Annotated in this window: 17 protein-coding genes and 1 pseudogene; 9 read left to right on the top strand and 9 right to left on the bottom strand. The window is 60.4% G+C overall.

Features of this window, described 5'->3' with window-relative positions:
• Positions 1-27 precede the first annotated feature (27 nt).
• Positions 28-1,902: an ATP-dependent helicase gene (locus tag C6571_RS14570; RefSeq protein ID WP_106447329.1), complete on the top strand. Its 1,875-nt coding sequence runs from the start codon at positions 28-30 to the stop codon at positions 1,900-1,902.
• A gap of 42 nt (positions 1,903-1,944) precedes the next feature.
• Here the strand turns inward: C6571_RS14570 and C6571_RS14575 are convergent, their stop codons facing one another.
• The 7 genes from C6571_RS14575 to C6571_RS19530 form a co-directional block, all read right to left on the bottom strand.
• Entirely contained in the window at positions 1,945-2,343 is a 399-nt protein-coding gene (locus tag C6571_RS14575; protein WP_106447330.1) for a type II toxin-antitoxin system VapC family toxin, read from the bottom strand.
• Entirely contained in the window at positions 2,340-2,612 is a 273-nt protein-coding gene (locus C6571_RS14580; protein ID WP_106447331.1) for an antitoxin, read from the bottom strand. Before C6571_RS14580 ends, C6571_RS14575 begins: the two co-directional genes overlap by 4 nt.
• Positions 2,613-2,699: 87 nt before the next feature.
• The gene (locus C6571_RS14585; RefSeq protein WP_146139342.1) at positions 2,700-3,110 is read right to left on the bottom strand and encodes a hypothetical protein; all 411 of its coding nucleotides are present in this window, start codon (positions 3,108-3,110) and stop codon (positions 2,700-2,702) included.
• Between the two features lie 722 nt (positions 3,111-3,832).
• Positions 3,833-4,768: a CAP domain-containing protein gene (locus C6571_RS14590; protein WP_106447333.1), complete on the bottom strand. Its 936-nt coding sequence runs from the start codon at positions 4,766-4,768 to the stop codon at positions 3,833-3,835.
• Positions 4,769-4,906: 138 nt separating this feature from the next.
• Positions 4,907-5,854 carry a nuclease-related domain-containing protein gene (locus C6571_RS14595; RefSeq protein ID WP_106447334.1) on the bottom strand — a complete coding sequence of 316 codons (948 nt, stop codon included), beginning with the start codon at positions 5,852-5,854 and terminating at the stop codon, positions 4,907-4,909.
• Between the two features lie 245 nt (positions 5,855-6,099).
• Complete coding sequence (locus C6571_RS14600; RefSeq protein WP_106447335.1) at positions 6,100-6,960, bottom strand: ParM/StbA family protein; 861 nt, start codon at positions 6,958-6,960, stop codon at positions 6,100-6,102.
• Between the two features lie 24 nt (positions 6,961-6,984).
• Positions 6,985-7,608, bottom strand: coding sequence for a hypothetical protein (locus C6571_RS19530; protein WP_146139343.1), 624 nt, complete (start codon positions 7,606-7,608; stop codon positions 6,985-6,987).
• Positions 7,609-9,132: 1,524 nt separating this feature from the next.
• Here C6571_RS19530 and C6571_RS14610 point away from each other — a divergent pair.
• The 3 genes and pseudogenes from C6571_RS14610 to C6571_RS14620 all read left to right on the top strand — a co-directional run.
• Positions 9,133-9,378 (top strand): annotated as a pseudogene (locus tag C6571_RS14610) (transposase); the annotation flags it as partial.
• A gap of 65 nt (positions 9,379-9,443) precedes the next feature.
• Entirely contained in the window at positions 9,444-10,604 is a 1,161-nt protein-coding gene (locus tag C6571_RS14615; RefSeq protein ID WP_106447337.1) for an IS30 family transposase, read from the top strand.
• A gap of 172 nt (positions 10,605-10,776) precedes the next feature.
• A protein-coding gene (locus tag C6571_RS14620; protein WP_106447338.1) for an IS5 family transposase occupies positions 10,777-11,543 on the top strand; the annotation gives its coding sequence in 2 pieces (ribosomal slippage) (positions 10,777-11,092 and positions 11,092-11,543; 768 coding nt in all).
• A 131-nt stretch (positions 11,544-11,674) separates the two neighbouring features.
• Here C6571_RS14620 and C6571_RS14625 read toward each other — a convergent pair.
• Positions 11,675-12,613, bottom strand: coding sequence for a LysR substrate-binding domain-containing protein (locus C6571_RS14625; RefSeq protein ID WP_106447339.1), 939 nt, complete (start codon positions 12,611-12,613; stop codon positions 11,675-11,677).
• A 50-nt stretch (positions 12,614-12,663) separates the two neighbouring features.
• Positions 12,664-13,578, bottom strand: a complete 915-nt coding sequence (locus C6571_RS14630) for a LysR substrate-binding domain-containing protein (protein ID WP_106447340.1) — start codon at positions 13,576-13,578, stop codon at positions 12,664-12,666.
• A 303-nt stretch (positions 13,579-13,881) separates the two neighbouring features.
• Between C6571_RS14630 and C6571_RS14635 the strand changes: the two genes are divergently transcribed.
• The 5 genes from C6571_RS14635 (at position 13,882) to C6571_RS14655 (ending at position 20,172) form a co-directional block, all read left to right on the top strand.
• Entirely contained in the window at positions 13,882-15,006 is a 1,125-nt protein-coding gene (locus tag C6571_RS14635; RefSeq protein ID WP_106447341.1) for an NAD(P)/FAD-dependent oxidoreductase, read from the top strand.
• Between the two features lie 418 nt (positions 15,007-15,424).
• Positions 15,425-17,002, top strand: coding sequence for an ABC transporter substrate-binding protein (locus C6571_RS14640; RefSeq protein WP_106447342.1), 1,578 nt, complete (start codon positions 15,425-15,427; stop codon positions 17,000-17,002).
• A 218-nt stretch (positions 17,003-17,220) separates the two neighbouring features.
• Positions 17,221-18,384, top strand: coding sequence for an NAD(P)/FAD-dependent oxidoreductase (locus tag C6571_RS14645; RefSeq protein WP_211300643.1), 1,164 nt, complete (start codon positions 17,221-17,223; stop codon positions 18,382-18,384).
• Positions 18,365-18,661, top strand: a complete 297-nt coding sequence (locus C6571_RS14650) for a (2Fe-2S)-binding protein (protein ID WP_106448263.1) — start codon at positions 18,365-18,367, stop codon at positions 18,659-18,661. The genes C6571_RS14645 and C6571_RS14650 overlap by 20 nt, the downstream gene beginning before the upstream one ends.
• A 32-nt stretch (positions 18,662-18,693) precedes the next feature.
• Positions 18,694-20,172 (top strand): FAD/NAD(P)-dependent oxidoreductase, encoded by a 1,479-nt coding sequence (locus C6571_RS14655; protein WP_106447343.1) that lies wholly within the window; start codon positions 18,694-18,696, stop codon positions 20,170-20,172.
• The last annotated feature ends 17 nt before the right edge of the window (positions 20,173-20,189 follow it).

The following is a 20,189-nucleotide window of genomic DNA, read 5'->3' on the forward strand; positions in this document are numbered from 1 at the left end:
TTTTTTGGTCGATATCGAAAGCCGCGCATGGACAGCAAGCTCGCCGCCCAACTCGATGGGCTCAATCCCCAGCAAAAGGCCGTCGCATTGCATGACGGGCACTGCCTGGCGATTGCCGCCCCAGGCTCGGGCAAGACCAAGACCCTGGCCGTCAAGGCCGCCTTGCTGCTCTCGCGCGGCAAGAGCGTGACGGCCGTGACGTTCACCCGAGACGCGGCCCTGGAGCTGCGCGAGCGCATCCTGGCGATTGCTGGGCAGCAGGCGGTGTCCATGCTGCTCGTGGGTACCTTTCACAGCATCGATCTGCTGATGGCGTTCCCCGGCAAGCAAAAGACCGCCATGGGCGCGGACATTCTGCGCAAGGGCCACTCGCGCTTGAGCCGCCCCTGGGAGATCGTGCGCGAGGGAAGCCGCCGAGGCTTCGTTGCCCGCGCCATTGAGCACGCCGAACTCGAACTGACCATCGAAGAGGCGACCGCAGTCATCGAGGGCATCAAATCTGGCCACTCCAAGCCCGAGACCCAGCGGCATGCCGAGTTGGCCGCGACGTACCAGGACATCATGGGACGCCACGGGGTCATCGATTTTCAGGACATTCTGCTCAAGACCAACGAGGCGCTGGACCAGGGAGTGATCAGCCCGTTGCAGTGCGACCATTTGCTGATCGATGAATTTCAGGGCACCGATCTTGCGCAGTTCAAGTGGGCCATGCACCACCGCAAGGCTTCGGTGCTCACGGCCGTAGGCGACGACGACCAGAGCATCTATGGGTTTCGCCGGGCGCTGGGCTACAAGGGCATGACCGATTTTGCGCAGCAGTTGCGCGCCGAGACGGTCGTTCTAGGCATCAACTACCGCTCGCACGCCGAGGTGCTGGCCCCTGCCGCCAAGCTCATTGCACTCAACAAGGAGCGCATGGACAAGGCGCTTACGTCCTTCAAGGGTGCTGGAGGCCTGGCAACCTGGGAGCGCTATGGCGAGCGCCTGCGCGAGGCTGAGGCCGGTTGTGAACGCGCACGGCATGCCCTGCGGGCGGGGCGCAGCTTTGGCGTGCTGGCCCGCACCAACAAGCGTCTGGACGACTTGGAGGCCGAGTGCATCAAGCACCAGGTTACCTACACGCGCAGCGAGGGGGGCTCCGTTCTCAAGTCGAGCGAGATGGCCGTGTTCCTGGCGGCCATGTCGGCTCTGCTGGGCCTGGATGCGCGCGATGCCGATGTGCTGCTGTCCTGGTGCGGGGTGAGCGAAGACGACCTCAAGGCGCTGCATGCGCACTACGGCGCCAACCTGCTCAAGCCCAAGACCAAGGCCGGCAGGAAACAGGTCGATCTCTCGCCCAACGGCAAGCGGGCGTTTGCCCACATTGAGCGCCGATTCGTGGAGTGGTCACAGGTGCTGGAATCGGGCGGCGTGGACTACGTGCTCGACAAAATCCTGCGACTGCTCACCGAGCACACGGACGACAAGCGCAGCAAGGCCACGCTGGAGATCGTCTGCAATGTGTTTGCCCGCTCCACGCACAAGAGTGGTCAAGGCACCCAGGAGGGCAAGGACGGGCCAGGGGAGATGCGCGCCCGCGTGCAGCGCATCAAGGAAATGATCGCCGCGCCGAGCGAGGACAAGAAGCCCGGTGGCAACCCGGTGGTGCTGCTCACGGCGCATGGCTCGAAAGGGCTGGAGTTCGATGAGGTCTGGATTCTGGGTGCTGAGGATGGCGTGTTTCCGGACGAGTCGAGCAGCATCCAAGAAGAGCGGCGCCTGTTCTATGTGGCGATGACGCGGGCGCGCAAAATGCTTTTCATCAGCGCGGCGGGCAAGGCGCCGCTCTCGCCCTTCCTGGTCGAGACCGGGATCACGCGCATGCCCGAGTCGGGGATTTTGAACGAGGGGCAGGGCGCATAGCCGATGCGCCGGGCGCTTCTCACACGGCGGCCCGCGCAGCGCCTACTGCCAGTTTTCTAACGCCAAGCCAGGGATGCGGCTGAACTCACGCAGGTTGCCGGTCACCAGCGTCAATCCCAGGGCGCAGGCATGCGCAGCGATCAACAGGTCATTGGCGCCGATGGGCAAGCCAGCAGCCTCCAGCTCAGCACGGACTGCGCCGTATTTGCCATCCGCAGGAACGTCCAGCGGGAGCACAGGAATGGTTTCGAGCAAGCCTTCCACCTTGGCCAGGAGTTTGGGCGAGGCTTTCTTGGCGCACCCATAGCGCAGCTCCGCCGCGACGATGATGCTGGTGTAGATGTTCTTGCTCCCGATACTTTCGATGTGCCGGGCAGCAGGGCCTGAAGGATTGCGGATGAGGTCGCTGATGATGTTGGTGTCCAGCAGGTAGCCGTTCAAAATATGTCCTCCGGTCGGGCCGGGGCGTCCTCGATGCTCGGGAATTGATCTTCTGGCCCGAGCGGTGGCTCTTGTCGCCACTGGGCCAGCAGTTCGATGATGTTGGTGGGCCGGGTCACGGGTTCAATGACCAGCCTGTCGCCCTCACGGTGGATCAGCACGCGATCACCGGGAAGCTCGAATTCGACCGGGATGCGTACCGCCTGACTGCGGTTGTTGCGAAAAAGCTTTGCCTCTTTAGGCCGAGAGGAACGCGATAGAGCGGTCATGGCGTATCTCCGATGGTATATGCCGTATTGTATATGCCATTGCGACTTAGGCCGCGTTGCACTTTTGCACGAGGCAGGACTGGAAAATCATTCGCAGATCGGGCCGATTGATTCCTTGCAAGAACCCCCGTTCATTCGACCACCCCAACCCGCACGCGCCGAACAAAAATTCTCTCGTTGGTTCATCTGATCCTGGGAGAGCACTGTGCGCAATTTCTTCAAACGGCTTCTGGCATTTTTTGCCTTGGCATCCCTTCTGGCCTTTTCGGGGACCAGCGCCTGGGCTGGCATAGGCGCCAACGGCCTGTTCAGTTGGGATCCATCCAAAGAGGGCATGATCGATTTGCGCGCCGCGCTTCCGATCGAGGGGTGCAATGTGCCCGGTGGCTTGCGCCGGATCAGGACGAGCGATGAGGCCAGTTCGGTGCCCTTCTGGTGCGGCGTGCCGCCCCATTGCCTGGAAGAAACAACGGCCATGGCAGAGAGTTGCGCGTTCATTCCCTTCTTCCGCCGTGAGCCTCGTGGCGACCCCAACGGCCTTCCCGGCGCCAACGGTTGCCGCGATCCCGAAGATCTGATTTGCGTCGCCACGGGGCTGCATCCGGTAAATGGGATGTGCCCGCAAGTTCCGTCTACCCCAACAACACCTGTTGACACTTGCCCCGATGGTTCCGCCATGTCGAACGGTACATGCCCATCCGTGCAACAAGCGCCTACTAATCCCTGTTTGTATGGTGGGCCGGGCTGCTATTCAGGCGGTGGTTCCAACTGCCCTCCCGGCTACTCGGCGGGGGGCGTGCAAGGCATGTTCTGCGTGCCCGATCCCGCGCCTGCGGGTGGTGCGGGTGCCGGTGGTGGAAGCCCGGCAGCGCCGCCGCCACCGCCACCGCCACCGCCGCCGCCACCGGTGCAGTATTGCCCGGATGGGAGAGTAATGCCGTCCAGTGGGTGCCCTTGGACGCCTCCGACGCCTCCCATCTGCGTCTATGATTCATGTGGTTACCTCACTTCAGGCGGACCAAGCTGTGGGTATTGGATTGGGTTTGGAGATGGTAGCGCCAACAATGGTGCTTGCTACGGGTTTGGTAGCAGCGGTGCCGATGGGGATGGCGGCGGTGCCGATGGAGATGGCGGTGATGGGGATGGCGGTTCCTGGTAAAGGCTTCGCAAATAAACAAAACCGCCCCGAGGGGCGGTTTTTTTATGGCGCATGCACTGGCTCAGTTGGCCGGCACAGTTTCGCCAACCACCGTGCGCCAGGTGCAGGACTTCTCGAACGGCACGCCGTTGTTCTTGCCCTTGAGCACGCTGGTGTAGCTCGACACCGTGCGGGGCAGGGCGTTGAGCGGGATCAGGCTGGCTTGGTTGGCCTGAACCATGCCGTTCTTGTCGTTCGCCTGGGTCATGAGCACCGTAGGTACCAGATTGCCGCTCGCGTCCTTCAGTTCCCAGGAGGTCACTTCCAACTTCTGCCCAGGTCGCACCAGCGCCACGCTGCTGTAACCAAAGTCCTGCTTGCCGTTCAGGACGGAAGGCAGTGGTTCTTCATAGCCTTGTGCTTGGACGTTGACCTGGATGTTGTTGCAGGGATAGACAGCGACGAAAGCCGAATCCAGCAATTGGGAGTCCCGTTTTCCCAATTCCATAACCAGCATCCAGTTCCGCGAGATGCCTACTCCAAGATCAGAATAGGAAGCAAGCATTGGCAATGAGTGGTAAGGAACGCCAAGCAGCCCAAAAACGGATTGCATGGTGTTGGCGCTGCCAACAGCCACTTCACCGGCATCGAACGGATAGCTGAAATGGCGAGCCCGGTCGGCCGGGGTTGCACCCGTAAAACCGAATGCGCCCGGCACTTCATTGTGTCCGTATTGCCCAGGCTTGTCCCGAAAATAATCCGCATGCGCCTGCGCCGCATTGTCCAGCGCCGGGTGCTGCTTCAGAAAACCGACGCCGGTAATGCCGCGCACCTTGTTCAGCGTGTCAAAGGCGTATTTGCGGTCGGGGTCGGTATATGCGCCGGGGACGGAAGTCGTATTGAGCGTGCCAGGGGTAACGCTCGGGCCGGCATCGGGTGCCGAATCATCGCCACCACCACCGCAGGCTGCGAGTGCCGCCGCAGCGGCGACGATCAGTGCAAAATTGCTGTTCTTCATTTTGAGTATCTCCTGATTAAAAATTTGGTTGAGAGCCGGTTAAAGTTTTCCTGCTCTTGATGCAAGAATACAGGACGAACATTCGGAGTCAAATTTCTGTGCGCGCTTTGCACAGAAAACTGTGAGAAAACCGCATTCCTAGAAAACAGCGTTTTCAAAAATTTTCATTCTCTCGTTCTCCACCGTCTTTGCTTTCGCACGAAGAATGTGCCGTTTCATGGAAGCGGCATCTTTCACGCACGTTCGCTCGATGGTCTGAACGGCTTGGTCGTGATTCATTCCTCTGTACTCAATGGTGTTGTCGATAGAGATAATGACGTTGGCTGAGTCGGCGAAGTGAACCACATTGGAAGGCCCGCCAACGACTGCCGCATCTGTTCCAACAAAAGCCACGACCGGGATGAAATTCGCTCCCGAAATGCCAAGATGCTGCTGGAGTGCTCGGGCTGAGTTTTGCGATTGTTTGAGCGCGTTGCGCATGGTGCTGCTTCTGTCAAACCGCGTCACATTCCATAGATCGGCATGTGGATCGGCGTAGATCGTTCCCGACTTGTATTTCGTTTCCACCAGAAAAATCGCTCTACCGCCAACAACGATGTGATCGACTTCTGCCGACCATTCGTTGGGCTGGTCGCGGTTAAAGACAAACAGACAGTCGTTGAAAACACGCCAGCCGTTTTGAGGAAGAAAGGACGCGGCCAGGTATTTTGAAACGGTGCATTCCGCTTCATGCCCCTTGAGCTTCATCTCAAACGCTGGAGTATCTAGCAGCGCGTAGATGCTTTTAGCGACCGCGTAGGCGATCAAAGCGAGGAAACAGGCAAGTGCGCCAAGGATCGCCGAGGTTCCAGATCTCAATGTCGCGTTTTGAAACTGTTCATTGTTTGCGAAAAACACGATAATAGAAAGACCTGCCCAATACGCGGGCAGAAATGCCAAAATCATTGTCCCGACAGACAGTAGCTTCAGCCGTTCCGCCTGGATCGTTTGGTATTCGAGCAAGTCTTCGATGGTGCTGCGCAAGAAGCGCGTTGCCAACATCTTGATCGGGAAGCCGATTGCGTGGACGGGCACCAGCACAACCATGAAAATCAATTGAAGAGGAGCTTTATATTTTGCTCGTCTTCTCTCCTGCTGCTCATTCGTTGTCCCCTCTGTGCCCTGTTCTGATTTGTCTCGCGCATCCTGCCACCAGCAGAAGGCGAGCGGTGTTGACTTGTATCAAAGCGTACCTGACCAGCCAAAAATGCGTGATTTCTGTTGTCTTTCGACCGGCTAAATTTGGCCGGTCGCTCGGCTTCGCTGGCTTCGGCAGGCTCGGCCTCGGGCGTTCAGGCGTTGCACTCGAAGTAGCCGTCGAGATCCTCCAGAAACCAGTGCGGGGCCTGCACGGTGATCGCGCCGTTGATCGAGCCGCGCAGCAACCCTTCTTCCACCTGGTCGAATTCAAGACTGCCGGTGCTGTGGTCGTAGCCGATCTTCTGGCTGACTTGACGCAAAAGACTGGAGACGCCACCGTCGAATGAGCCGCTGAGTTTCATCTCGGGACGCATGCCATTGGCGACAAACCAGTCAAAGGTCCGGTATCCCGGATCAATCACCATCGACAAAGCGCGTTCGGAGAACAGTTCATCGGTTGCGGGCAGCGTCTGAGCGGCATAGCGCAGGCCGCCAAACGGCTGCGGCAAGACCTTGACCTGTTTCGCGCGCACAGTGACCGTGACCGGCATTCCTGCGCCACGCAAATGCGGTGGGATGGGAACCTCACGCTCAAGCAAAGCGATTTCCCGCAGCCGCTTTCCACGGGCAGAAAAACCAGATACGGGCAGTCCAACCACAAGCATGTCGATTTCCTCAAAGACCTCGCCCTTTTCGCGCATGGCCATATAAAGACTGGCACGCAAGAGCACTTCGTGCTCGTCGGATTCGATGTAATTAGGGTCCAATCCACGGGCTTCGATCCCCAGGGCAGCGGCCGGGCCGGCGTAGTAATGCTTGCCCTTCATTTCAATGCGAATCCTTTCCGGGTTCGTACCGCCGCCCATACTTTCTTCGTCAATCGTCGCCAGAGGGGCGATGGAGCGAAAGCAGGTTTCGCCCCAGCGCTCGCGTCCAGCCTTGTCTAGCGAGTGACTCCATACTGCCTTTGTGTTTCCGTATCCAACATCAATGCCGATAACCGTGTTTGCCATGAAAATTCCTTCTGGTGCTGTCGTTCAAATATCAAAGGCTCTGGAAGCGTCGCGCATGCGCCTTTTGAATTCCTGGTTGCTGGTTGGTTTCTGCGTAGTCAGCGTCGCGCTTTCGGAAATGGGCTCTCCTGCTGAGAAATTCGAGAACTGACCGCTCTGAAACCCCGGCGCTTGCGTTGCATCAAACTCTTGGTGGGCGGGCTTCGACTGCGAAGGATCGACCGATGAAGACCTATTAATTTTGACCATCTGAATACCCATCGCACTTTTCGATTCATTGGCCCCGATCTGAATTTTTGTGATCTTGTCTTTCAGATGAATCCGTCTATGCAAATCGGTCGGAAGCAGCAGCAGCTCATCGTGCAGGTTTTCGAGCCCTAGATCCCTGGCTATGATGGTCATTCGTACTGCAATGGCTGGTAGCCGATCAATGTTCTCGGGCAGCTCCGTAGGTGATGGGCATGCAATGCCCAACGACAGGACACCTCGCAAGGCGGTTGCCCTCCCAAGGTCCGAGGAAATTTGAGAGAGATGAAGGTACAGTCCAAGCAGCCCAAAATCATCAGGACGAATCGTGATGCGCACCCTGATGGACGGCCTTTTGGTATTGAGCTGGCAACGGTCTTCGTCAGATTGGTAAGAACGCATAAGGTAATGGCAAGAGGTTGAAAGGTTGGCGCCGTGTAGAAATCTGCACCAGCGTGAACACTTCTGAACGCTGGTGTAAAAAAACTGACTCTGGTGAAGAAAAACGGACGCTGGTGCAGAAAATTGAGAATCGTCAGGTTTTCCGGACTCTGCTCCGTTTTTCTGCACGGCAGAAGTGTCTGATTGCCATAGGGCGCAAGAGCGTCAAATACTTGCTTTGTTTCGACAGCATTTGCGCTTGCTGATTCGCTTGGTCTGACCTAAGCTTTCCCCCGAGCGCGGTTAGCTAGGCTGCGCACGCTTTCCAACTCCGCAATTGCGGGAACATTTGAAATAGCACTCTCGGTGGGTTCAACATGCGGCGACTTGGGTCGGTCCGTTTTTTTTGTTGCGCCTGCACTCCCTCGGGAGTAGTGCTCTCTGATGCGATTCACTACAGCTCACCACAGAGTGTCGGAAAAAGCTCGATTAGCTCAAATGCTGACAACGACTTACGAATTTTCGTCACTACAGCGCTTTACACAGAACTGAATCAGTGAAGAAATTCGAGCTACTTTTGCCTACGAATCAGGCAGATTGAGCGACACGAAGAAGGGTGCGAGGACGGCTGCAACGGCCGATCGCAAGGGCACCTGAACGACAAAGCAAGGCTGGGGAGACCCTGGTCAACAACCACAAGGCGAACTGCGAAGCTACTGCGAGAGTGGGGCTGCGACCGAGACGAGAGACTGCTGGGGAGTTGTGGAAAGCAACCCGGTGGGCACCTTGTCGAGGAAGCGGAACACTGCACGCTGGGCCGAAGCGGAATGCAATACGAAAGAGAGGAAAAGGAAGGTGGGGGCGAGAGGCTCCTGGCAAGAGAGAGAGCGAGTGCTTGAGATAGTGAAACCCAACTGGCTAGCGACCAGTGCGTGTGTAGCATCTGCCGAATGGGGCGGGTGGAGCACGTAGGAGGGTGGTGATACGGCTTTGCAACCGTGGGGGTCGATGGGCTCCCGAAGAACTGCACATGGCCCATGAGGGTGCCCATGCCAACGCGTCTGAATCTGATTCCGGTGTTGGTGATCGTCTTAGCGCAAGCGGGCGGGCGCGTGGAATTGACACAATCCACGAGTGGCTGAGTTCCTTCTTCAAGTGACGTGTCGGGGGTGCAAATCCTCTCCCTCCCAACGGGGCAAGTTGGCGCGAAGTGGGTAGGCGAGCTGCTCACACCCAAGCCGGGTCTTACCTGGCGGGAAAGGTGCGCCTTGAGGGAAGGGCGGCCTCAAAGATGGGGATCGGCGTGGCCACGTGGAGCAAGGGCTCGGATGCAACCTGTAGCTCGTGCCAAAGCGCCAGCGCATGCGCGAAGAACGCGGGGCCGAGAGAGCAGGGCCCGGGCGCGACTGCGAAGAGGTCAGCCGCTACACCACGCAGCGCCGGCTTAATTCTGGATCATGGCGCGTGTTTGTTGCCGCCGACTGAATCGACCCGGCTGAACTAGACACCTTCGAGCCTCAAACCTGAGGCCCAATAGGAGGTGCCATGACAAAGCAGCCATATCCCGAAGAATTCAAGATCGAAGCGGTCAAGCAGATCACGGAGCGAGGTCACCGGGTGGCCGATGTATCTGCCCGGATCGGCGTAAGCCAGCACAGCCTGTACAAGTGGATCAAGGTCTATGCAGTGCCCGCGCCAGAACGACAGATCCAGACGTCCCAGACCGAGGAGCTGAGGCGCCTAAAGGCCGAACTAAAGCGCGTGACCGAGGAGCGCGACATCCTAAAAAAGGCCGCCTTGGATTCAACCCGTCGCTGCAACACCTTTGATACAAGTGTGCAGCGAGGAAGATATTCATGGCGAGATTGGGACGTCCCGGACTGTCGGATGCGCAGCGGCGAGAGTTGTGGGAGCGATGGAAGGCAGGGGATTCCATCAGCGACATCGGTCGTGCATTGTTCAAGCACCCTGGGTCGGTGCATGGGGTGCTCGCGTTGGGCGGCGGCATCTACAGCCCGGCGCGCAAACGGGCCGCCTCAGCCTTGACGACACACGAGCGCGAGCAGATCTCTCGCGGTCTGGCGGCCGGTCATTCATGCAGGCAGATCGCCGCGGAACTTGGCCGATCGCCTTCAACGGTCAGCCGAGAGATCCATCGCAATGGCGGTGCCGAGCGATATCGTGCAGCACTGGCCGATGGGCGGGCCTGGGAGCAGGCGCGCCGACCTCAGCCCTGTGCCCTGGCGCTCAATCCTGAGCTGGCCCGGCTCGTGTCCCAGAAGCTGGCGTTGCAGTGGTCTCCTCAGCAAATCGCTGGATGGCTGCGACGAGAACACCCCGATACTGAGCGCATGCAGGTGTCGCACGAGACGATCTATCGCAGCCTCTTCGTACAGGCCCGTGGGGTGCTGAAGAAGGAATTGATGGCTCATCTTCGTACTCGCCGCTCCATGCGGCGAACGCGCGCAGGCCTGGGCAAGGCATCGCCTCGAGGGCAGATCCCTGACGCGGTGTCCATCCTCGATCGTCCCGCGCAGATCGAGGACCGCGCCGTTCCTGGTCATTGGGAAGGTGACTTGGTCACGGGGGCAAAGAATAGCCACATTGCAACGCTGGTGGAGCGTCATTCACGTTTCGCGCTGCTGGTCCAGGTCGATGGCAAGGACACGGCCAGCGTAGTGCAGGCGTTGACGCGCGAAGTCAAGCGACTCCCAGAAGGCTCGATGAAATCGCTGACCTGGGACCGAGGCATGGAGCTGGCCCAGCATCGGATGTTCTCGATGGCCACTGAGGTCGATGTGTTCTTCTGTGATCCACGAAGCCCATGGCAGCGTGGCACCAACGAGAACACGAACGGGCTGGTGCGTCAGTACTTGCCCAAGGGAGCTGACCTCTCGGTCTACAGTCAAGCGGATCTGGATGCTATCTCCATGCGGCTGAACACGAGACCTCGAAAGACGCTGGACTATGAAACGCCTGCAAGTAGACTTCAGCGAGCCGTTGCAGCGACGGGTTGAATCCAAGGCCGCGTACTTTGCCAGGCAGTCCGGGTGAGGTACGCGTTCATCAAGCAGCACGCGCAGCAATACAGCGTGCGGCGCATGTGCAAGGTGATGCAGGTGTCAACGCCGATTTAGGGCGTGTTAACACTAATTTCCTAAATGGGGTTGATGGGCGACACTGGCAGGCATGGAAATTACGCTCGAACAGTTTGCTCGTATCGCACACTGCCTGCCGACTCAACGCGGTAACGTCAGCATGACCAACCTTCAGGTGGTCAATGCCATGCTTTACGTGGCTGAGCACGGTTGCAAATGGCGTGGCCTGCCCAAAAGGTTTGGCAACTGGCACACCATCTACACACGCATGCGCCGCTGGGAGAAGGCTGGTGTGCTGGACAAGATGTTCCAGGAGCTCCAGCGCGAGCAGGTAGTGCGCATTCGCATCGAAGCCGTTTCGCTCGACTCCACCAGCATCAAGGTTCATCCAGATGGCACCGGCGCGTTAAAAAAAACGGCCCTCAATCCATCGGGAAGTCCCGAGGCGGATGGAACACCAAGGTTCATCTGGTTGCCGCGGATGCTCGAACGGCCGTGACTTTCAGTCTGTCGCCCGGACAGGCGCATGATGCCCCTGAGGGCCGCCGCCTCCTGCAAAGCTTGGGGCCAACGAGTCGGCCAATCCACCTGCTCATGGACCGTGCGTACGAAGGAAACGAAACACGACAATTGGCCCTGGACATGGGGTTCATTCCCGTCGTTCCTCCAACGCGGACACGCCTCGACCCCTGGGAATACGACCGGGCCATGTACCGGCGGCGCAATGAAGTCGAGCGGTTGTTCCGGCGCCTGAAAGGCTATCGGCGAATCTTCTCCCGGTTCGAAAAGCTCGACGCCATGTTTCTCGGCTTCCTCAGCTTTGTCTTGGTGGTGGATGGACTTCGCGGTTTGTGTTAACAGGCACTAGCCAGGTCTAACATTTCAGTGCAACACCGTCGTTGGCTCGTATCCCTGTTCGGCCGCGTATGAAGCGTGCCTCACTGTGGAGCAGGCAGCAAGTTCATCGACCAAGGCGAGGCAGCTCTTTGCTACACGGCGAGCGGACTTTGGGCCAGCAGTTTGGCCGGCACGGTGCGACGGATCTCGCGCCGTACGTGGTCGATGAAGGGCTTGAGGATGAGCGTAGACGCGTTGCGCTTAGAGATGATCAGCGAGTGGCTGTCGACTATCGAGTCCTCGAAAGGGATCATGGATAGCAGCGATCCCCGGTAGTAGCTCGCTGTCATCGCGTCGATGATTGACACGCCCATGCCGGTTTCGACCAGCCGCACAACGACGGAAGAAACTGCCGTCTCGACCACGATGCGACGGTTCACACCATAGGAAAGCATGAGTGAATCGATGCGCATGCGCGCCTCCATCGACGGCGCATAGGACACAAAACTCTCGCCCTCGAAGTCTTCCGGACGCAGAACGGACTTACCCGCCAGCCGGTGCCCCACTGGCACCACGCTGACCTTGCGTGTGGAAACCAATATCTCGCTGTTGCCGTGGCGCGTTGTGCGCATTGGCACGTGAGCGAAGCCAAGATCACAGCGGTTGGTCTGTACCATGTCTAGCACGGTGGGCGAACTGTGCATGTGAAGGGATACCAGAACGTTGGGATGTTCCTGCGAGAAGCTGGCAATTGCATGCGGTAGGAAGGTCAGCGCCATCGAAGGCGAGGCCGCGATCTCCAGGTGGCCGAGCTTGAGGGCCTTGATGCTGGAGGCAGCATTGGCGATCCGTTCTATGCCCATGAGCGACTGGTTTACGTCGTTGAAGAGCAGCGCGGCCTCTGCCGTTGGAACAAGGCGACCACGCTCGCGCGTGAAAAGAGTGATCGCTATGCGCTCTTCCAGGTCGGATAGAAGTCGGGTGACGACAGGCTGCGTGATACCGAGCATGTCAGCCGCTGCGGTGACTGTCTTGCGCACCATGACCGCGCGGAAGGCTTCGAGATGGCGCAGGGTGATTCTGTTGTCCATGGGCAGGGCGAATGGTGATGCAGGGACGACGGAGAGGGTTTTCGAAATTTTCAGGTAGCGATGTTCACCGTGTGGAGTGCGTCGGCGGCGGCCTGTAGGTGAGCAAGTAAATCTTTAGCTGGCGCGCTTAGCCGTGTGTCGCCCAACGCTAGCGCCTTGACGCGGAAAGGAACGGAAGGGCGGAACGGCAGACATAGGCCCCCGCGCTGACGGTGCAGTACACCGGTAAAGGGATCGACCACGGAGATGCCAAGACCGCGCAGTACTAGTTCGCTCACTGACAGCGACAGGCCAGCCTCAGCTACAACGTCCAGCCCACCCGGGTTGTCGGCCATCAGCACGTCTAGACGGTGCTGGATGGATCCTCTCAGCGAGACGAAGGGTCGGCCGGCCAAGCGAGTCAGATCGACGTGGCGCCATTCGGCAGGAAGGCCGCCCGCCGGCGCAATGCAAACACATTCGCCCCCCAACTCGGCCACAGTTTCCACTTCTTCCAGTGCGATGCCCTGCGAAGAGAAACCTAGGTCGGCCTGGCGGTTGCGCACTTGCCCAGCTACGTGGATGGAACTAGCGATTTCCAGTGAGACTACGACCTGCGGGTGGCGCTGGCGCAGGAAGTCGATGGCTGCAGGCAGCATCGAATGTCCGAGGGCCGGCAGCGCACACACGGTGAGCCGGCCCATGCGTCGGGTGCGCAACTGATCGGAAAACCGCTTGATCTCTTCCAGTCCAAGGAACGACTGCTGCACCTTGTCCATGAGCGCGATGGCCTCTTCTGTCGGTTTGACACTGCGTCCTTGCTTGACGAAGAGTTGCAAGCCGACAATTTTCTGAAGGTCGGCGATGAGCCGGCTGAGCGAGGGCTGGGACATGCCCAGGGAATCGGCCGCGGCGCTGATGCCGCCCGACAGCATGGCAGCGCGGAAGGCCTCGATCATGCGGTGAGTCGGAACTGGGGTGGGCATTGTCGACCTTGTGTCCTAACGAAATGGCGTTGCGTTGCGATTGTGGCGACGTTTTACTGTGACGTCGAAGTCAGCTACCAGTCGGGAAAATTCCGACGAACCAGCCGAGACTCATAACCTGCATGTATGCATCTCTGACCACAGGCGATGGTTCTTTGGTTTGCATTTCAACAAAATAGGGCTTCCGGTCAACCGCAGTGTAGGCCAAGGATTCCAAGCCCAATCAAAGAGTGCTTCCAACACGATCAGCCGCGCCATGCACCTCTCCACGCCAGCCCAATACCCCATCGCGAAGCCCTCGCTATGAGCACATCCACGCCCCACGAGATAGCCGATGTCGTTGTCATCGGCGGTGGGCTGCACGGCCTGTCTGCAGCGATGCACCTGGCTCGTGCAGGCCAGCGCGTAGTGCTGCTGGAGAAATCCTGGGTCGGCCGGCATGCGTCTGGCGCCACGGCCGCGGGTGTACGCACGCTAAACCGAGATCCAGCCGAGATACCGATATCGCTCGAAGCGATGGACATGTGGCACAGCATCGCGTCGTTGGTAGGCGATGACTGCGGTTTTCATTCCCATGGCCAGATGAACGTGGCCGAGTTCCCGCAGCACCTTTCGGTGCTGGAAAAGCGCCTGGCAGCAATGCGGGTCGCCGGCTATACGCATGAAGAACTCATCGACCGCGCTGAACTGCTGCGTCTGTTGCCCGGCATTTCCGACCACTGCGTTGGCGCGCTGGTGGCGCGACGCGATGGTGCGGCCGACCCCCACCGCACTTTGCAGGCCTTTCGGCGCAGCGCCGAGGTGGCCGGCGTAGTGATTCACGAGGGCTGCGGCGTAAACGCCATCGAACACGCCGGCCCTGACTGGCGCGTATGCGCCGACGGCCGCGATGTCGTCGCGCCAGCCGTCGTCAACGCGGCCGGGGCCTGGGCTGCGCACGTCGCCGCCCTCGTAGGAGACAACTTTTCGCTAGGCCACAAGGCTTCAATGATGATCGTCACCGAACGCATCGCGCCGGTGCTCAAGCCGGTGGTCAGCGTGGTCGGCCGGCCACTGTCGCTGAAGCAGTCCGATCAAGGCACTTTGGTCATCGGTGGCGGTCTGCAGGGACGCGCCGACATCCCCGGTCAGAAGAGTTATGTGCACTTCGCCGAGTTGGCTAAGGGCGCACAGGCCGCCATCGACTTATTCCACACGATTGGCCCTGTTCGGATCGTGCGCACCTGGACGGGCATGGAGGCCAAGACGCGCGACCTGCTGCCCGTCATCGGTGCCTCGCCGAGTGCCCGCGGTGTTTTTCATGCCTTCGGGTTCTCCGGCCACGGCTTCCAATTGGTGCCAGTTGTCGGCGCCATCCTAGCCGAGCTTGTGGTTCATGGCAGCAGCACGCGACCGATCGCGGCCTTCTCGGCACAGAGGCTGATATAGGCATCGACGGCCCTTGAGCCCTCCACGACCTCGCCCCCCCCTAAGGAGAGCGGCATTGACCTGCATTGACCTGCTGGGGCAGCGCCCGATTCTGGGGTTGGCCGCACCACACTGAGTCACGCCTACCGTGCTGCACGCACCATCAGAAAATGAATCAATAGCATTACAGCATGAGTCAATATGAGAATGCTATAAAAATGAGCTTAAGGAAATTATTTATGCTTACAAATCAACAGCTTGCATAAACTGGCATGCGCATTGCTAAAAAGCATTGATGATGGTTTCTACCGTTCAAATCGGAGCCGACGTTCGGTAACCTAGCAGCCTGAACCGTAGGCCTAAAAGATGGGCAGACGATCCTACAAATCTCGATTGCAGACTCAATTTTTTTGCACGTTCAATCACCCCGGAGAACCCCATGAAGCGTCCCGCGTTCCAGATCACCACATCGGCCATGGCCGTCCTGCTGACCTGCAGTGTCTTCAGCCCGGCCACATTGGCACAAGCAGCCAACCGCCCCACGCTCAACGTCGGCGCCGAAGCTTCCGACGTCGTAACCCTGGACCCGCACCGCGCCACCACCACTCCCGACAAGGGCCCAGCCGCGCAAATGTTCAACGCGCTGGTGCGCTTCGCCCCTGGTAGCGCCGACCCGAAAGACCTGCAGCCCGACTTGGCCGAAAAATGGGATGCTTCGCCAGACAAAAAGACTTGGACCTTCTACCTGCGCAAGGGCGTGCAGTTTCACGGCGGCTACGGCGAGATGAAGGCCGCCGACGTTGTCTATTCCTACCAGCGCTCCGCCGATAAGAGCCGCTCCAGCTTTTCGAACAATTTCGACATCATCGAGAAGGTAGAGGCGCGTGATGACTACACCGTGCGTTTCATCCTCAAGTACCCTGACGCCACCTTCCTCGGCCGCGTGTCCAACTACCACGCGGGCCACGTAGTTAGCAAAGAGGCCGCCGAAAAGTTGGGCGACAAGTTTGGTCAGTCACCCATCGGCACCGGCCCCTTCGCCTTTGGCGAGCGCGTTACGCAGCAGTACGTGCGACTGGTGGCGAACGACACCTACTTCCGAGGCGCCCCGAAGCTGGCCGGCATCGTCTACCGCATGATCCCCTCTGACAGCGCCCGCGAGCTGGCCTTCACCTCCAACGAGGTCGACGTTATGGCCGGCAAGCGCGAGCAGCGATGGGTTGACAACGCCACCAAGCGCGGCATCAAGGTCGACGTGTTCGAGCCGGCCGAGTTCCGGACCATCCACATCAATCGCACCATCAAGCCGCTGGACAATCTCAAAGTGCGACAAGCCGTGGCGGCGGCCATCAACGTGGACGAGATCCTGAAGTACGTCGGCAAGAATGTGGGCGACAAAGGGTGCTCCGTCATTCCCAATGGTTACCTCGGTGGCGACTGCAGTACCGGGACCTACACCTACGACGTCGCTGCTGCCAAGAAGCTGCTGGCCGAAGCAGGCTTTCCCGGCGGCATCACGTTGAAGTCTATCGTTTCCAACGTGACGGCGCAGCAGCCCATCATGCAGATCATCCAGGCCCAACTGGCCAAAGCCGGCATCAAACTAGACATGGAAGTCGTCGACCACGCTACCTACCAGGCCAAGAGCCGCCAGGACCAGAGCGCACTGGTCTTCTACGGCGCCGCGCGCTTTCCGAATGCCGACGTGTGGTTGTCCGAGTTTTACGACTCCGCCTCGGCCATCGGTGAACCTAAGGCGATGTCGAACTTCTCGCACTGCTCAGTAGCCGATGCCGCCATCCGAGCGGCGCGCATCGAGTCCGAACCGCAGAAGCAGCTTGCGCTGTGGAAGAAGGCGCAACAGCAAATCCACGCCGATGTTTGCGCGGTGCCGCTCTTCGGCCTCAAGCAAGTCTGGGTGCACAGCGACCGCGTGAATTTTGGCTACACCCTCAAAGGCAGCCTGAACCTGCAGCCTCCTATCACCGAACTGACGACTGTGACGGCTGGCAAGTAAGCAGCCCTCACTCCATGAACCGGCGCACGTCGCCGGCCATTCGAAGCACGAAGCCTGCGGGCGAGGCGCACAAGAAACACCTTGTCAACGCCGTGCCCGAGGGCAGACTGCGCCCGAAAGCAGCCCCGACATCCCCGCGAACGACAAGACATGCAGATACAAATCCCTTGCCGATTGCGATCCCAGCGATTGCTGCGGACTCCTCAAGGAAATCAGCCGTGACCTCCTCTTATGACTTCATCGTGATCGGCGCAGGCATGGTCGGCTCGGCCATCGGCTACGGCCTGGCCGGCCAAACTATAGGCGGCCGCCGGCCGCGTGTACTTATGCTCGACGGCCTGGACACAGATTACCGCGCCGCCAAGGCCAACTTCGGCTTGGTCTGGGTGCAGGGTAAAGGTCTGGGTCAGCCGGCCTACCAGCGACTGTCGCTGGCTGCCACCCTTGCCTGGGGCGAGTTTGCCCGCCGGCTCGAAGCCGACAGCGGCCTGCCTATCGCCTATGAACAAAACGGCGGATTGAATTTCTGCCTAGGTGACGCCCAGATGGAGGCGCGCGCCCGGCAGCTTGACGCTTGGCATGCCCAAACACCAGAGTTCCAGCCCAGTACCGTGATGCTGACGCGCGCCGAGCTAATGCGCCGTTACCCCTCCATGCGCCTTGGCGAGTCCGTCAGTGGTGCCAGTCTGGGTGCACTTGACGGCCAGGTCAACCCGCTCAAGCTTATGGCTGCGTTGCAGTCCGCATTCCAGCGCAAGGGGGGTGAACTTCGCAGCAGCCGGCCGGTGACGGAAGTCGAAGCGCTGCCCAGCGGAGGTTTTCGAATACGGGCCGGCGACTTTGCGGCAGAAGCCGGGCGGGTTGTGATCTCGGCTGGTCTGGGCTCTAGCCCGCTGGCCGCGATGGTCGGGCTCAACGTACCGCTGTCGCCGCAACGCGGCCAGTTGCTGGTGACGGAGCGGCTCGCGCCGCTACTGCCTCTACCGGCCAGCGGCCTGCGTCAGACAGCTGAGGGGACGGTGATGGTCGGCGTGACCCAGGAAAACGTCGGCTACGACCTCTCCACAACCTCAATGGCAGGCGCTCGCATGGCGCGTCGCGCACTTGACATCCTGCCCGACCTGGGCAGGGCCCGGCTGGTGCGCCACTGGGCCTGCCTGCGCATCATGACGCCAGACGGCGCCCCAGTGTACGCAGCCTCGCCCAATTGCCCCGGCGTGGACGTCGCCACCTGCCACTCCGGCGTCACACTGGCCTCGCTTCATGCTGGCATCTACGCCGAGGCCCTGCTGCAAGGTTCCGGCAACCAAGCATTGCCTACTCTGTTCCACGACTTCCACCAAGAGCGTTTCCATGACCGCCCTGTTCAAAAAGCTGCCTGAGTCCGGCGCTCAGTTGCTTACCCTTTTCATCGACGGCCAGCCGGTGCAGGCTGAGTCCGGCGAGACGGTAGCCGCCGTACTGCTGCGCCAGCCCCAGCCAGCCTCGCGCACCACGCCCGTCCACCAAAGCCCGCGCGCGCCCTTCTGCATGATGGGCGTGTGCTTCGAATGCCTGGCCATCATCGACGGACAGGCCTCTTCCCAGTCCTGCCTGGTCTCCGTGCGTGAAGGCATGCAAGTGCATCGCCAGCACGGCCGTCGGAGCGTCTCCCCATGAGCGTTGCAATGTCGCCCACCACAAACCAACCTATGTCAGGCGCCGCCCAGGCTGCGGACGCCGTTGATACATTCGATGTCGCTGTCATCGGCGCCGGCCCGGCCGGTATGGCCGCCACCATCGGCCTGCGCAGCCAGGGCATGTCTGTGCTGGTCATCGACGAACAGCCTGCCCCGGGCGGTCAGATCTGGCGCGCCGTCGAGGCCGTGGGCCCCACGGCCACCGGGGAGCTGCTGGGAGAGGACTACCGTGCTGGAAGTGAACTGGTCTCTCGCTTTCGTGCCAGCGGCGCGCGCTACGAGCCGCTGACGCAAGTGTGGCAGGTCGAGCCGGGCAGCGAGTCGGGCCAGCCCGGCGGATGGACCCTCTTCATGTCGTGCGAGGGCCGGGCTCGCTCGGTGCGTGCCGGTCAGGTGGTACTCAGCCTGGGCGCACAGGAACGCCCCACGCCCTTCCCCGGCTGGACGCTGCCGGGAGTGCTCACAGTGGGCGCCGCACAGATCCTACTCAAGACCTCGCGCCAAGTGCCCAAGGAGCCGGTCTGGGTCGTTGGCAGCGGGCCTCTGCCACTGCTCTATATGTCGCAGTTGCTACGCGCGGGCGGGCGCATCGCCGGCTGGATCGACACGGCGCCTCCCGGCGCCTGGCGCCGAGCCCTCCCTTGGGCGGTCTCAGCGCTGGCCGCATGGGGCGAAGTGAGTAAGGGATTGAAATGGCTGCGGGCCATCAAGGCCTCTGGCGTGAAGCATGTATGCGACGCCACAGCCATCCGCGCGCTGGACGGCGGCTCGGGCCGATTGCAGCACATCGAATACACGCAGGCCGATGGCCGCACTGTTCGCGAGCCTGCCGGCGTGCTGCTAACACACGAGGGTGTGGTGCCTTCGGTGCACATGACGCAGGCTCTGGAATGCAAGCATCGCTGGAACGCACAGCAAGCCTGCCTCGTTCCCGAGCTCGACGCGTGGGGCCAGTCCAGCCGATCCGGCCTCTGGGTGGCCGGCGACGGTGCCGACATCGGCGGCGCCAAGGCCGCAGTGTTGCGGGGTGAACTCGTCGCACTGGGCATTGCACGCGCCGCTGACCCGGGCGGCTACGCCGCCATCGAAGCGCAGGCAGCGCCGCTGCGCGCCAGACTCGCAGCCATGTTGCGGTTGCGGCCCATGCTCGATGCCCTCTATCCGCCTCGCCCTGCCATCTTCAATCCACCTGACGAGACGGTGGTCTGCCGCTGCGAAGAACTCACAGCGGGAGATATTCGCCGGGCCGCCACCGTTGGCCAGCCCGGCCCCAACCAGATCAAGGCCTATACCCGCGCCGGCATGGGTCCCTGCCAGGGCCGCCAATGCGGTTACACCGTGGCGCACATCCTGGCCAACACCCAGGGCCGGCAAGTGGCCGAAGTCGGGTTCTACCGCATACGCCCTCCGCTAAAACCGCTGACGCTGTGCGAACTCGCCTCCCTCACCCAAGCTCCGCACGAACCACGCCACGCAAAGGACAAAGCATGAACATCTTCCCGAGCACT

The organism is Simplicispira suum, from assembly GCF_003008595.1.
In the GTDB taxonomy this organism is placed as follows: domain Bacteria; phylum Pseudomonadota; class Gammaproteobacteria; order Burkholderiales; family Burkholderiaceae_C; genus Simplicispira; species Simplicispira suum.

Coding starts and splice junctions, on each gene's coding strand:
- C6571_RS14635 (WP_106447341.1), top strand. CDS start 13,882: ATGAGCACATCCACGCCCCACGAGATAGCCGATGTCGTTGTCATCGGC.
- C6571_RS14580 (WP_106447331.1), bottom strand. CDS start 2,612: ATGACCGCTCTATCGCGTTCCTCTCGGCCTAAAGAGGCAAAGCTTTTT.
- C6571_RS14615 (WP_106447337.1), top strand. CDS start 9,444: ATGGCGAGATTGGGACGTCCCGGACTGTCGGATGCGCAGCGGCGAGAG.
- C6571_RS14570 (WP_106447329.1), top strand. CDS start 28: ATGGACAGCAAGCTCGCCGCCCAACTCGATGGGCTCAATCCCCAGCAA.
- C6571_RS14630 (WP_106447340.1), bottom strand. CDS start 13,578: ATGCCCACCCCAGTTCCGACTCACCGCATGATCGAGGCCTTCCGCGCT.
- C6571_RS14600 (WP_106447335.1), bottom strand. CDS start 6,960: ATGGCAAACACGGTTATCGGCATTGATGTTGGATACGGAAACACAAAG.
- C6571_RS14625 (WP_106447339.1), bottom strand. CDS start 12,613: ATGGACAACAGAATCACCCTGCGCCATCTCGAAGCCTTCCGCGCGGTC.
- C6571_RS14640 (WP_106447342.1), top strand. CDS start 15,425: ATGAAGCGTCCCGCGTTCCAGATCACCACATCGGCCATGGCCGTCCTG.
- C6571_RS14595 (WP_106447334.1), bottom strand. CDS start 5,854: ATGGTTGTGCTGGTGCCCGTCCACGCAATCGGCTTCCCGATCAAGATG.
- C6571_RS14590 (WP_106447333.1), bottom strand. CDS start 4,768: ATGAAGAACAGCAATTTTGCACTGATCGTCGCCGCTGCGGCGGCACTC.
- C6571_RS14655 (WP_106447343.1), top strand. CDS start 18,694: ATGTCAGGCGCCGCCCAGGCTGCGGACGCCGTTGATACATTCGATGTC.
- C6571_RS19530 (WP_146139343.1), bottom strand. CDS start 7,608: ATGCGTTCTTACCAATCTGACGAAGACCGTTGCCAGCTCAATACCAAA.
- C6571_RS14585 (WP_146139342.1), bottom strand. CDS start 3,110: ATGAACGCGCAACTCTCTGCCATGGCCGTTGTTTCTTCCAGGCAATGG.